At 71.5% G+C, this 12,510-nt stretch carries 10 protein-coding genes; 8 read left to right on the top strand and 2 right to left on the bottom strand.

Features of this window, described 5'->3' with window-relative positions; genetic code table 11:
• Positions 1–189: 189 nt before the first annotated feature.
• Both ACGF0D_RS05245 and ACGF0D_RS05240 read left to right on the top strand, forming a co-directional pair.
• The gene (locus ACGF0D_RS05245; RefSeq protein ID WP_392878548.1) at positions 190–768 is read left to right on the top strand and encodes a TerD family protein; all 579 of its coding nucleotides are present in this window, start codon (positions 190–192) and stop codon (positions 766–768) included.
• A gap of 191 nt (positions 769–959) precedes the next feature.
• Positions 960–1,940 carry a TerC family protein gene (locus ACGF0D_RS05240; protein WP_392914037.1) on the top strand — a complete coding sequence of 327 codons (981 nt, stop codon included), beginning with the start codon at positions 960–962 and terminating at the stop codon, positions 1,938–1,940.
• 84 nt (positions 1,941–2,024) lie between these two features.
• Here ACGF0D_RS05240 and ACGF0D_RS05235 read toward each other — a convergent pair whose 3' ends face one another.
• Positions 2,025–2,678, bottom strand: coding sequence for an MBL fold metallo-hydrolase (locus ACGF0D_RS05235; RefSeq protein ID WP_392878544.1), 654 nt, complete (start codon positions 2,676–2,678; stop codon positions 2,025–2,027).
• Between the two features lie 45 nt (positions 2,679–2,723).
• Positions 2,724–3,476 (bottom strand): maleylpyruvate isomerase family mycothiol-dependent enzyme, encoded by a 753-nt coding sequence (locus ACGF0D_RS05230; protein ID WP_392878541.1) that lies wholly within the window; start codon positions 3,474–3,476, stop codon positions 2,724–2,726.
• 269 nt (positions 3,477–3,745) lie between these two features.
• On the opposite strand from ACGF0D_RS05230, the gene uvrA reads away from it, so the two are divergent.
• The 6 genes from uvrA to whiA all read left to right on the top strand — a co-directional run bounded on the left by uvrA (position 3,746) and on the right by whiA (position 12,493).
• Positions 3,746–6,658: an excinuclease ABC subunit UvrA gene (gene uvrA, locus ACGF0D_RS05225; RefSeq protein WP_392914036.1), complete on the top strand. Its 2,913-nt coding sequence runs from the start codon at positions 3,746–3,748 to the stop codon at positions 6,656–6,658.
• Between the two features lie 126 nt (positions 6,659–6,784).
• Positions 6,785–7,222, top strand: a complete 438-nt coding sequence (locus ACGF0D_RS05220; protein ID WP_392878535.1) for a Rieske (2Fe-2S) protein — start codon at positions 6,785–6,787, stop codon at positions 7,220–7,222.
• Positions 7,223–7,306: 84 nt separating this feature from the next.
• Positions 7,307–9,358: an excinuclease ABC subunit UvrC gene (uvrC, locus tag ACGF0D_RS05215; protein WP_392914035.1), complete on the top strand. Its 2,052-nt coding sequence runs from the start codon at positions 7,307–7,309 to the stop codon at positions 9,356–9,358.
• A gap of 118 nt (positions 9,359–9,476) precedes the next feature.
• Positions 9,477–10,361, top strand: a complete 885-nt coding sequence (rapZ, locus tag ACGF0D_RS05210; RefSeq protein ID WP_380455137.1) for an RNase adapter RapZ — start codon at positions 9,477–9,479, stop codon at positions 10,359–10,361.
• 63 nt (positions 10,362–10,424) lie between these two features.
• Positions 10,425–11,522: a uridine diphosphate-N-acetylglucosamine-binding protein YvcK gene (gene yvcK, locus ACGF0D_RS05205; RefSeq protein ID WP_392878855.1), complete on the top strand. Its 1,098-nt coding sequence runs from the start codon at positions 10,425–10,427 to the stop codon at positions 11,520–11,522.
• Positions 11,513–12,493: a DNA-binding protein WhiA gene (gene whiA / locus ACGF0D_RS05200; RefSeq protein WP_360340925.1), complete on the top strand. Its 981-nt coding sequence runs from the start codon at positions 11,513–11,515 to the stop codon at positions 12,491–12,493. Before yvcK ends, whiA begins: the two co-directional genes overlap by 10 nt.
• Positions 12,494–12,510 lie beyond the last annotated feature (17 nt).

The raw sequence follows: 12,510 nt of genomic DNA, 5'->3' as shown, positions 1-12,510 counted from the left end.
CTTGCCACAAACGGGGAAACCCGGGGAAGGGCGGGGTGTCGCAGGCCCTAGGCTGGCCTGCGGCACCGTGCCCGCGGGACGGGATCGCGGGCCGTACGCAGAGGGGGCCTCAGCCGGGGGACGGCGACGGGGTGTTCCACCGTGGAGCCGCGCGGGTGTGACCGCGCGGCCGGCAGAGAGGACAACGTCGTGTCGGTGAACCTGGCCAAGGGCCAGAAGGTCAGCCTCCAGAAGGGGCAGGGCGGCACCCTGACCGTGGTGCGGATGGCCCTGGGCTGGCAGGCGGCCCCCAAGCGCGGGCTGTTCGGCAGCCGCACCCGGAAGATCGACCTGGACGCCTCGGCGCTGCTGTACGCCGAGAAGACCCCGTCCGACGTGGTGTTCTTCTCGCACCTGGAGAGCAACGACGGTTCCGTCCGGCACACCGGCGACAACCTGGAGGGCGGCTCGGGGGCCGAGGACGACGAGGCGATCCTGGTCGACCTGGTGCACGTGCCGGTCAACATCACCCAGGTGGTGTTCACGGTGAGCTCGTACACCGGGCAGACCTTCGCCGAGGTGCAGCGGGCGCACTGCCGGCTGGTGGACGAGACCACCGGGCTGGAGCTGGCCCGCTACGAGCTGGCGGGCGGCGGGCCGCACACCGGGCAGATCATGGCCAAGGTGGTCCGGGACGGCAACGGCGGCTGGGAGATGCAGGCGATCGGCGCGCCGGCCAAGGGGCGCACCTTCCAGGACCTGCTGCCGGCGATCGAGCCGTTCCTCTGACGGTTCTTTACCTTCTTTACCTTTCTTTGCCCTTCCTGTTACTCTCGTTGGCAGCGGAGGGGAGTATTCCTCGACAGCCGACCCCGTCATCACGGATGCCCGTCGCGGCATCCCGGGGCGCTGGCCCGATGGGCGGAAGAGACCTCCGGCAGTGACGATGTCTGTCTCGCCTACCTGCCGGAGGAGCAGTAGTGGACGTTTCCGTGACCATGTGGGTCTCCACGATCCTGGTGCTGATCGCACTGATCGTGGCCGATTTCTTCATCGGAGGGCGCAAGCCGCACGAGGTCTCGATCAAGGAGGCCGGGATCTGGACGGCCGTCTGGGTCGCCCTGGCGGTGCTCTTCGGCGGCTTCCTCTGGTGGCATTCCGGCGCTCAGCCCGCCGGTGAGTTCTTCGCCGGCTACATCACCGAGAAGTCGCTCAGTGTCGACAACCTCTTCGTGTTCATCCTGATCATGGGCAAGTTCGCGGTGCCCAGGATCTACCAGCAGCGTGTGCTGATGTTCGGTGTGATCATCGCGCTGGTGCTCCGGGCGGTGTTCATCGCCGGCGGCGCCGCGCTGGTCTCCGAGTTCTCCTGGGTGTTCTTCATCTTCGGCGGCTTCCTGATCTGGACGGCCTGGAAGCTGATCAAGGAGGCCCGCGCCGAGGAGGAGGGCGAGGAGGAGTTCGAGGAGAACCGCGTCCTCAAGTCGATCACCGGCCGCTTCCCGGCCACCGACGACTACCGCGGCACCCGGCTGTTCGTCCGGGAGAACGGCCGCCGGCTGATCACCCCGATGCTGATCGTCATGCTGGCGATCGGCACCACCGACGTGCTGTTCGCGCTGGACTCGATCCCGGCGATCTTCGGCCTGACCCAGGACCCGTACATCGTCTTCACCGCCAACGCCTTCGCCCTGATGGGGCTGCGCCAGCTGTACTTCCTGATCGGCGGCCTGCTGAAGAAGCTGGTCCACCTGTCGTACGGCCTGTCGGTGATCCTCGGCTTCATCGGCGTGAAGCTGGTGCTGCACGCCGCCCACGAGGCCGGCGCGGCGTGGGCCCCGGAGATCGGCATCCCGTTCTCGCTGGGCTTCATCGTGGTGGTGCTGGCGATCACCACCTTCACCAGCCTGCGGGCCTCGAAGAAGGCCGAGCGCGAGGAGCACGAGAAGCTCGACGCCTGATCCGCCGGGAGCACGCCGAGGCCCCCGCGACCGCTACCGGTCGCGGGGGCCTCGGCCGTCCGGCGGGCCGTTCGGCGGGGCGGGCTACCAGCCGCGCTCGCGCCACTCCTCGAGGTGCGGGCGCTCGGCCCCGAGAGTGGTGTCGTTGCCGTGGCCGGGGTAGACCCAGGCCTCGTCCGGCAGGACGTCGAAGATCTTCCCGGTGACGTCCCGGTAGAGGGACCTGAAGGCCTCCGGATCCCCCCAGGTGTTGCCCACGCCGCCGGGGAAGAGGCAGTCGCCGGTGAAGACGTGCGGGTGGCCCTGCGGGTCGTCGTAGACCAGCACGATCGCGCCGGGGGTGTGGCCGACCAGGTGCCGGACGGTCAGCTCCACGTCGCCGACCCGCAGCTTGTCGCCGTCGGCGAGCAGCAGCTCGGTGGGGACGTCGATGCCCTCGGCGTCGTGCTCGCCGGCGGCCGTCCGGGCACCGGTGGTAGCGACGATCTCGGCCAGCGCGCCCCAGTGGTCGTGGTGCCGGTGGGTGGTGACCACCGTCTCGAGGTCGTCCCCGACGGTCTCCAGCAGCACCGGCGCGTCGGCGGCCGCGTCGATCAGGAGCTGCTCGTCGGTGGCCCGGCAGCGCAGCAGGTAGGCGTTGTTGTCGTACGGGCCGACGGCCACCTTGGTGATGATCAGGTGGGCCAGTTCCCGCACGTCCGGCGCTCCGCCGACCTTGACCGCTCCGTGGTACGTCATCCGTTCGCTCCCTCTGCAGTGGCTCCTGGGATCATCCTCGCTCCGTCAGCCCATCGGGGGAAGCTGGGGGAGGGCGGTGTCGGGGGTGCGGCGCAGGCCGTCCCCGGCGGAGCGGCCGGAGAGCCAGGCGGTCAGCGCGCGGACCGGGCCCTCGACGGTCAGGGACACCTCGCCGGTGCCGATCACGGCGCGGTCCCCGGTGTCGTCCGAGACCAGCTCGACGGCCGGCAGGTCGGCCTCCTCGGCCAGCCCCTCGGCGAGCTTGCGGAACTGGGCGACGGCGAAGGGCTCCGGCCAGTGCGCGGGGGTGTAGCCGGCGTCCAGGTCGACGTGGTGGTACTCCAGCTCCACCACGCGCTTGGCCGGGATGTCGCAGGCCGGGAAGACGTAGCCGAAGCGGTGCCTGACCTCGGCGGCCCAGGCCTCGGGACCCAGCAGCGCGGCGGCCCCGGCGAAGCCGGCGTGGGAGTCGCGCAGGTCGGCGAGCTGGACCTCCAGCGGCCGCGGCGCGTCGCGCTCGATGTCCTCGTCGCGGGCCTCGTGGCTGGCGTACTGGGGGATGTCGGTGCCGGTGCGGGCGCCGTTCAGCAGGTTGACCAGGGAGTCGGCGTTGCGGGCGAGGTGGGCCAGCACGTGGCCGCGGGTCCAGCCGGGCAGCGCGGAGGGCTCGGCGAGGGCCTCGGGCTTCAGTTCGGCTGCGGTGTGCAGCAGGTGCCGGGTGCTCTCCTCGACCTGGGCCAGGTGCCGGGTGGCGGAGGCGGAGGCGGACTGCGGGTCGGTCGGCTGTGGGTCGGTCATCGAATCTGCCTTCTGTGACGAGACGGCGCGTTGCCCATGCGGGGCTTCGCTCGTTGACCAGGCGACGCTACCGCCGAATCGGGGCCCTGAGCAGGGGGTATTTCGGTCCGGGTGCGGACCGTCCCGGGGTGACCCTCACTCGTTCGGGTGGTCCCCGCTGGACAGAGTCGAGATTCGAACGTCTGAGCTATAGGCTTGCTGCCGCATCCTGGAAGAAGTACCGATACTCACCGCAAGCCGTCTCGCCCCGGAGAAAGGCGCCAGAAGCAGTGGCCGACCGCCTCATCGTCCGCGGTGCTCGTGAGCACAATCTCAAGAACGTCTCGCTCGACCTGCCCCGCGATTCCCTCATCGTCTTCACGGGCCTCTCCGGCTCCGGCAAGTCCTCGCTCGCCTTCGACACGATCTTCGCCGAGGGCCAGCGCCGCTACGTCGAGTCGCTGTCCTCCTACGCCCGTCAGTTCCTCGGGCAGATGGACAAGCCCGACGTGGACTTCATCGAGGGCCTCTCCCCGGCCGTCTCGATCGATCAGAAGTCCACCAACCGCAACCCCCGTTCGACCGTCGGCACCATCACCGAGGTCTACGACTACCTGCGCCTGCTGTTCGCCCGGATCGGCAAGCCGCACTGTCCGCACTGCGGCCGCCCCATCGCCAAGCAGTCGCCGCAGGCGATCGTCGACAAGGTGCTGGAGCTCGCCGAGGGCACCCGCTTCCAGGTGCTGAGCCCGGTGGTGCGCGAGCGCAAGGGCGAGTTCGTCGACCTCTTCGCCGACCTCCAGTCCAAGGGCTACTCCCGCGCCCGCGTCGACGGCGAGACGATCCAGCTCGCCGAGCCGCCGAAGCTCAAGAAGCAGGAGAAGCACACCATCGAGGTGGTGATCGACCGCCTCACCGTCAAGGACAGCGCCAAGCGGCGGCTCACCGACTCGGTGGAGACGGCCCTGCGGCTGTCCGGCGGCATGGTCGTCCTCGACTTCGTCGACCTCCCCGAGGACGACCCGGAGCGCGAGCGGATGTACTCCGAGCACCTCTACTGCCCGTACGACGACGTGTCGTTCGAGGAGCTGGAGCCGCGCTCGTTCTCCTTCAACTCGCCCTTCGGCGCCTGCCCGGACTGCTCGGGCCTGGGCAACCGGATGGAGGTCGACCCGGAGCTGGTCGTGCCGGACGTCGAGCGCTCGCTCGACGAGGGCGCGATCCACCCGTGGTCGGCCGGGCACGCCAAGGAGTACTTCCAGCGCCTGATCGACGCGCTGGCCGGGGAACTCGGCTTCCGCACCGACATCCCCTGGGCCGGGCTGCCCGCCCGGGCCAAGAAGGCGCTGCTGCACGGGCACAAGCACCAGGTGGAGGTCCGCTACCGCAACCGCTTCGGCCGGGAGCGCTCGTACAGCACCGGCTTCGAGGGCGCGATCCCGTTCATCCAGCGCCGGCACACCGAGGCGGAGAGCGACAGCAGCCGCGAGCGCTTCGAGGGCTACATGCGCGAGGTGCCCTGCCCGACGTGCCGGGGCACCAGGCTCAAGCCGGTGGTGCTCGCGGTCACCGTCCAGGACAAGTCGATCGCCGACGTCTCCTCGATGTCGATCAGCGACTGCTCCGAGTTCCTGGGCGCGATGAAGCTGAACGCCCGGGACAAGCAGATCGCCGAGCGGGTCCTCAAGGAGGTCAACGAGCGGCTGCGCTTCCTGGTCGACGTCGGCCTGGACTACCTCTCGCTGGACCGCGCGGCCGGCACCCTGTCCGGCGGCGAGGCCCAGCGCATCCGGCTGGCCACCCAGATCGGCTCCGGCCTGGTCGGCGTGCTGTACGTGCTGGACGAGCCGTCCATCGGCCTGCACCAGCGGGACAACCACCGACTGATCGAGACGCTGGTGCGGCTGCGCGACATCGGCAACACCCTGATCGTCGTGGAGCACGACGAGGACACCATCAAGACCGCGGACTGGGTGGTCGACATCGGTCCGGGCGCCGGCGAGCACGGCGGCAAGGTGGTGCACTCCGGCTCGCTGAAGCAGCTGCTCACCAACAAGGAGTCGCTGACCGGCCAGTACCTCTCCGGCAAGCGGTCCATCCCGATCCCGGGCTCCCGCCGCGAGCGGGACAAGAAGCGCCAGCTGACCGTCCACGGCGCCCGCGAGCACAACCTCAAGGACGTCACGGTCGGCTTCCCGCTCGGCACCTTCACGGCGATCACCGGCGTCTCCGGCTCCGGCAAGTCGACGCTGGTCAACGACATCCTGTACACCCACCTCGCCCGGGAGCTGAACGGCGCCCGCAGCGTGCCCGGCCGGCACACCCGGATCACCGGCACCGACCAGGTGGACAAGGTGGTGCACGTCGACCAGTCGCCGATCGGCCGCACCCCGCGCTCCAACCCGGCCACCTACACCGGGGTGTTCGACCACGTCCGCCGGCTCTTCGCGGAGACGCAGGAGGCCAAGGTCCGCGGCTACCTGCCCGGCCGGTTCTCCTTCAACGTCAAGGGCGGCCGCTGCGAGAACTGCTCGGGCGACGGCACCATCAAGATCGAGATGAACTTCCTGCCGGACGTCTACGTGCCGTGCGAGGTCTGCCACGGCGCCCGGTACAACCGGGAGACGCTGGAGGTCCACTACAAGGGCAAGTCCATCGCCGAGGTGCTGGACATGCCGATCGAGGAGGCACTGGACTTCTTCGAGGCCGTCCCGGCGATCGCCCGGCACCTTCGGACGCTCAACGACGTCGGCCTCGGCTACGTCCGGCTCGGCCAGTCCGCGCCCACCCTGTCCGGCGGCGAGGCGCAGCGCGTCAAGCTCGCCTCGGAGCTCCAGAAGCGCTCCACCGGGCGGACGGTCTACGTGCTGGACGAGCCCACCACCGGCCTGCACTTCGAGGACATCAGCAAGCTGATCAAGGTGCTCAGCGGGCTGGTCGACAAGGGGAACACGGTGATCGTCATCGAGCACAACCTCGATGTGATCAAGACCGCCGACTGGGTCGTCGACATGGGCCCCGAGGGCGGCTCCGGCGGTGGCACGGTGGTCGCCGAGGGCACCCCGGAGCAGATCGCCGCCGTCCCCGAGAGCCACACCGGCAAGTTCCTGCGGGACATCCTGCCGGCCGGCTTCACGGACGCCCCGGCCGCCGCCCCGGTGAAGAAGGCGCCGCGCAAGCGCGCGGCCGCCGCGAAGAAGTAGCTCCGCCCGCCCGCCCCGCCCGTCCCGGGCCACCCTGACAGCCAGGGGCACCCCGGGAACGGCGGGGCGGGCGCCGCATAGACTTCCGTGGTCCCTCGCAGCAGCAGCAACCGTAGGAGCGCACCGATGTCCGAGGCCCCCGAGACCAGCCCCGCCGCCTCCCGCCGCACCCTGCTCTGCGGGGCCGCGGCCGTCCTGGCGGCCGGCGGCACCGTGGCGGTCAGCGGATGCTCCTCCTCGTCCTCCTCCGACAAGGGCGCCCCCAAGAGCCCGGTCGACCTCGGCCCGGCCTCGGCCGTGCCGGAGGGCGGCGGCAAGGTCTACCGCGAGCAGAAGATCGTGGTGACCCAGCCCACCGCCGGCCAGTACAAGGCGTTCAACGCCCGGTGCACCCACGCCGGCTGCCTTGTGGACCAGGTGAAGAACGCCCAGATCCAGTGCCCCTGCCACGGCAGCCGCTTCGCCATCGCCGACGGCGCCGTGCAGGACGGACCGGCCTCCACCCCGCTGCCCGCCTACACCGTCACGGTCGAGGGCGGCAACCTCAAGGTGACCCCGAGCTGACCGAGTTGACCGCCTCACGACCGTCACGGTCCCCCCTGACGATCTCCGCCCCGCGGCCCCGGCCGCAGTCGGTACGGTGGACCCATGGCTGACCCGAGCACCTACCGCCCCGCGCCCGGTGCGATCCCGACGTCCCCCGGCGTCTACCGGTTCCGTGACGCCCACGGCCGGGTCATCTACGTCGGCAAGGCCAAGAGCCTGCGGCCGCGCCTGTCCTCCTACTTCCAGGACCTGGCCGGCCTCCACCCGCGCACCGCGACCATGGTCACCACCGCCGCCTCGGTGGAGTGGACCGTGGTCGGCACCGAGGTCGAGGCGCTCCAGCTGGAGTACTCCTGGATCAAGGAGTTCGACCCGCGGTTCAACGTCAAGTACCGCGACGACAAGAGCTATCCGGAACTCGCCGTCACCCTCAACGAGGAGTACCCGCGGGTCCAGGTGATGCGCGGGGCGCACAAGAAGGGCGTGCGCTACTTCGGCCCGTACGGCCACGCCTGGGCGATCCGCGAGACGGTCGACCTGCTGCTGCGCGTCTTCCCCGTCCGCACCTGCTCCAACGGCGTCTTCAAGCGCGCCCGCCAGGTCGGCCGGCCCTGCCTGCTCGGCTACATCGGCAAGTGTGCCGCGCCCTGCGTCGGCAAGGTCTCGGCGGACGAACACCGGGCGCTGGCCGAGGACTTCTGCGACTTCATGGCCGGGCGCACCGGCAACTACCTGCGCCGGCTGGAAGAGCAGATGCGCGAGGCCGCCGCCGACCTGGAGTACGAGAAGGCGGCCCGGCTGCGGGACGACATCGGCGCCCTCAAGCGCGCGATGGAGAAGAACGCCATCGTGCTCGCCGACGCCACCGACGCCGACCTGCTGGCCGTCGCCGAGGACGAACTCGAAGCCGCCGTGCAGATCTTCCACGTCCGCGGCGGCCGGGTGCGCGGCCAGCGCGGCTGGGTCACCGACAAGGTCGAGGACGTCGACACCGCCGGCCTGGTCGAGCACGCCCTCCAGCAGCTCTACGGCGGCGGCGAGTCCGTCCCGCGCGAGGTGCTCGTCCCTGCCCTGCCCGACCCGGTGGAGCCGGTCCGCGAGTGGCTCGGCGGCCTGCGCGGCAGCCAGGTCGACCTGCGCGTCCCCCAGCGCGGCGACAAGAAGGACCTGATGGCCACCGTGCAGCGCAACGCCCAGCAGGCGCTCGCGCTGCACAAGACCAAGCGCGCCTCCGACCTCACCACCCGCAGCCGCGCCCTCCAGGAGATCGCCGACGCGCTGGAGCTGGACTCCGTCCCGCTGCGCATCGAGTGCTACGACATCTCCCACCTCCAGGGCGAGGACGTGGTCGCCTCCATGGTCGTCTTCGAGGACGGCCTGGCCCGCAAGAGCGAGTACCGGCGCTTCCAGATCAAGGGCTTCGAGGGCCAGGACGACGTCCGCTCCATGCACGAGGTGATCAGCCGGCGCTTCCGCCGCTACCTCCAGGAGCGCGAGCAGACCGGCGAGTGGGCCGTCCCGGAGCCCGAGGAGGGCCCCTTGGAGGACGACCGGCCCGAGGACGGCCAGCGCACCGAGGACGGCCGCCCCAAGCGCTTCGCCTACCCGCCCCAGCTGCTGGTCGTCGACGGGGGACAGCCGCAGGTCGCCGCCGCCAGGCGCGCCCTGGACGAGCTCGGCATCGACGACGTCGCGCTGTGCGGCCTGGCCAAGCGCCTGGAGGAGGTCTGGCTGCCCGGCGAGGACGACCCGGTGGTGCTGCCCCGCTCCAGCGAGGGCCTCTACCTGCTCCAGCGGGTCCGCGACGAGGCGCACCGCTTCGCGATCAGCTATCAGCGCAACAAGCGTTCCAAGCGACTCACCGCCGGGGAACTGGACTCCGTCCCGGGCCTCGGCGAGACTCGCCGCCGGGCGCTGCTCAAGCACTTCGGTTCGCTGAAGAAGCTCAGGGCCGCCACCGTGGACGAGCTCTGCGAGGTACCCGGCATCGGACGCCGCACCGCGCAGACTGTTGCGGAGGCGTTGTCGTCCCGTACACCCGCCGCACCCGCGGTCAACACCGCGACCGGCGAGATCATCGAGGACGGGGTCGACGAGACTACCGAGCCGGTGGCAGCAGCACCCCAGACCGCACCATCCCAGGAGACGCCATGACGGCCGACGCCGCCCGTCAGCCGGTGTGCCCCGGCCCCGCCCGCCTGCCCGGGCCGGGGAAGGGCGGCCGAGCCGTACGCGTTCTCCCCAGCAGAAAGACCGAGAGCGGGGAACCGAAGTGACCGTGTCAGACGTGGCCGAGAACGCGCCGGAGCTGGTGATCATCTCCGGCATGTCCGGAGCCGGCCGCTCCACCGCCGCCAAGTGCCTGGAGGACCTCGGCTGGTTCGTGGTGGACAACCTGCCGCCGGCCCTGATCCCGACCATGGTCGACCTGGGCGCCCGTTCCCAGGGCAACGTCGCCCGGATCGGCGTGGTCGTGGACGTCCGCGGCCGGCAGTTCTTCGACGACCTGCTCACCTCGCTGGACGAGCTGGAGAAGCGCGGCGTCCGGCTCCGGGTCGTCTTCCTGGACTCCTCCGACGAGGCGCTGGTGCGCCGCTTCGAGAGCGTCCGCCGCCCGCACCCGCTGCAGGCCGACGGCCGGATCGTGGACGGCATCGCCCAGGAGCGCGACCTGCTGCGCGACCTGCGCGGCGAGGCCGACCTGGTGATCGACACCTCCAACCTCAACGTGCACCAGCTGCGCGCCAAGCTGGACGCCCAGTTCGCCGACCACGACGAGCCCGAGCTGCGCGCCACCGTGATGTCCTTCGGCTTCAAGTACGGCCTGCCCGTCGACGCCGACCTCGTGGTGGACTGCCGCTTCCTGCCCAACCCGCACTGGGTGCCCGAACTGCGGGCCCGCACCGGCACCGACGCGGACGTCGCCGACTACGTCTTCCAGCAGCCCGGAGCCAACGAGTTCCTGGACGGTTACGCCCAGCTGCTGCGCGTCATCACCGAGGGATACCGCCGCGAGGGGAAGCGCTACATGACGCTTGCCGTAGGCTGCACCGGTGGCAAGCACCGCAGCGTCGCCATGTCCGAGCGTCTGACCAAGCGTCTCATCGCCGACGGAGTCGAGACGGTGCTCGTCCACCGTGACATGGGACGGGAGTAACCGCCGCCTCCCTGCCGGGCCCGCCGGCGGAGTGGTCGGCGGGCCGAGGAACACGAGGTGATTGTGGCGGGATACGTGCCCGGGCGGCAGCCGCAGAGCAGGACCGGTGACCGGGCGGGCAGCCCGGCCCGGCCCACGGCGCCGGGCCGCCCGCGCAGCAGTCCCGCCCGCGCCAATCCGGCGCCCAGGATCGCCGCGCTCGGCGGCGGGCAGGGCCTGTCCGCCTCGCTGTCCGCGCTGCGCCGGCTCACCACCGACCTCACCGCCGTGGTCACCGTCGCCGACGACGGCGGCTCCAGCGGTCGGCTGCGCGAGGAGCTCGGCGTGCTGCCCCCCGGCGACCTGCGCAAGGCGCTGGCCGCGCTGTGCGGGGACGACGACTGGGGCCGCACCTGGTCCGAGGTGATCCAGCAGCGCTTCACCGGCAACGGCGAGCTCGGCGGCCACGCCGTCGGCAACCTGCTGATCGTCGCGCTCTGGGAGAAGCTCGGCGACCCGGTGGCGGCGCTGGACTGGGTCGGTCGGTTGCTCAACGTGCAGGGCCGGGTGCTGCCGATGTCGGCGGTGCCGCTGGACATCGAGGCGACCGTCCGCGGCCACGACCCGCGGCACCCCACCGAGGTCACGGCCGTCCGCGGCCAGGCCGACGTCGCGGTGACCCCGGGCACCGTGCAGTCGATCCGGCTGCTGCCGGACGGGCCGCCCGCCGTCCCGGAGGCGGTCACCGCCGTCCGGGAGGCGGACTGGGTGGTGCTCGGCCCCGGCTCCTGGTTCACCAGCGTGCTGCCGCACCTGCTGGTGCCCGACCTGGCCAAGGCGCTCACCGAGACCCGCGCCCGCCGCCTGCTCACCCTGAACCTGGCCCCCCAGCCCGGCGAGACCGAGGGCTTCACCCCCCAGCGCCACCTGGAGGTCATCGCCGACCACGCTCCGGACCTCGTGGTGGATGCGATCCTGGTGGACGAGCGTGCCGTCACCGGCGGGGCCTTCGGCCAGGCCGACCTGGACGGCCTGGAGAAGGCCGCCGAGCGGATGGGTGCGGCTCTGGTGCTCGGCTCGGTGGCCCGCACCGACGGGACGCCGCGACACGACCCCGAGCTGTTGGCGGCAGCGTACGACCGGATTTTCCGGACACATGGAAGGATCGGGCCATGGCGATGACTCCAGCGGTGAAGGACGAGATCAGCCGGCTCCCGGTCACCCGGGCCTGCTGTCGCAAGGCGGAGGTGTCGGCGATCCTGCGGTTCGCGGGCGGACTGCACATCGTGAGCGGCCGCATCGTGATCGAGGCGGAGCTGGACACCGGAGCGGCGGCACGGCGGCTGCGCAAGGACCTGCTGGAGATCTTCGGGCACTCCTCGGACCTCGTGGTGATGGCCCCCGGCGGGCTGCGCCGCGGCAGCCGTTTCGTGGTCCGGGTGGTCAAGGACGGCGAGCTGCTCGCGCGCCAGACCGGGCTCGTGGACGGCCGCGGCCGCCCGATCCGGGGCCTGCCCCCGGCGGTCGTCTCCGGGGCCACCTGCGACGCCGAGGCGGCCTGGCGCGGGGCCTTCCTGGCGCACGGCTCGCTCACCGAGCCGGGCCGCTCCTCCTCGCTGGAGATCACCTGCCCCGGCTCCGAGGCCGCCCTCGCCCTGGTCGGCGCCGCCCGCCGGCTCGGCATCCCGGCCAAGGCCCGCGAGGTGCGCGGCGTGGACCGGGTGGTGATCCGCGACGGCGACGCGATCGGCGCCCTGCTGACCCGGCTCGGCGCGCACGAGTCGGTGCTCGCCTGGGAGGAGCGCCGGATGCGGCGCGAGGTGCGGGCCACCGCCAACCGGCTGGCCAACTTCGACGACGCCAACCTGCGCCGCTCGGCCCGCGCCGCGGTGGCGGCCGGCGCCCGGGTGGCCCGCGCGCTGGAGATCCTCGGCGACGAGGTGCCTGAGCACCTGGCCGCGGCCGGCCAGCTGCGGATGCAGCACAAGCAGGCCTCGCTGGAGGAGCTGGGCGCGCTCGCCGACCCGCCGCTGACCAAGGACGCGGTGGCCGGCCGGATCCGCCGGCTGCTGGCGATGGCGGACAAGCGGGCCTCCGAGCTCGGCCTGCCGAGCACCGAGGCGAGCCTCACCGACGAGATGGCGCTGAACTGACGCTCACGCTCCGTGAC

Origin of the sequence: Kitasatospora sp. NPDC048298 (assembly GCF_043201465.1) — a bacterium.
Classification (GTDB): domain Bacteria; phylum Actinomycetota; class Actinomycetes; order Streptomycetales; family Streptomycetaceae; genus Kitasatospora.
The sequence above is the reverse complement of the archived record's forward strand: the minus strand, read 5'-3'. Positions and strand labels throughout refer to the sequence as shown.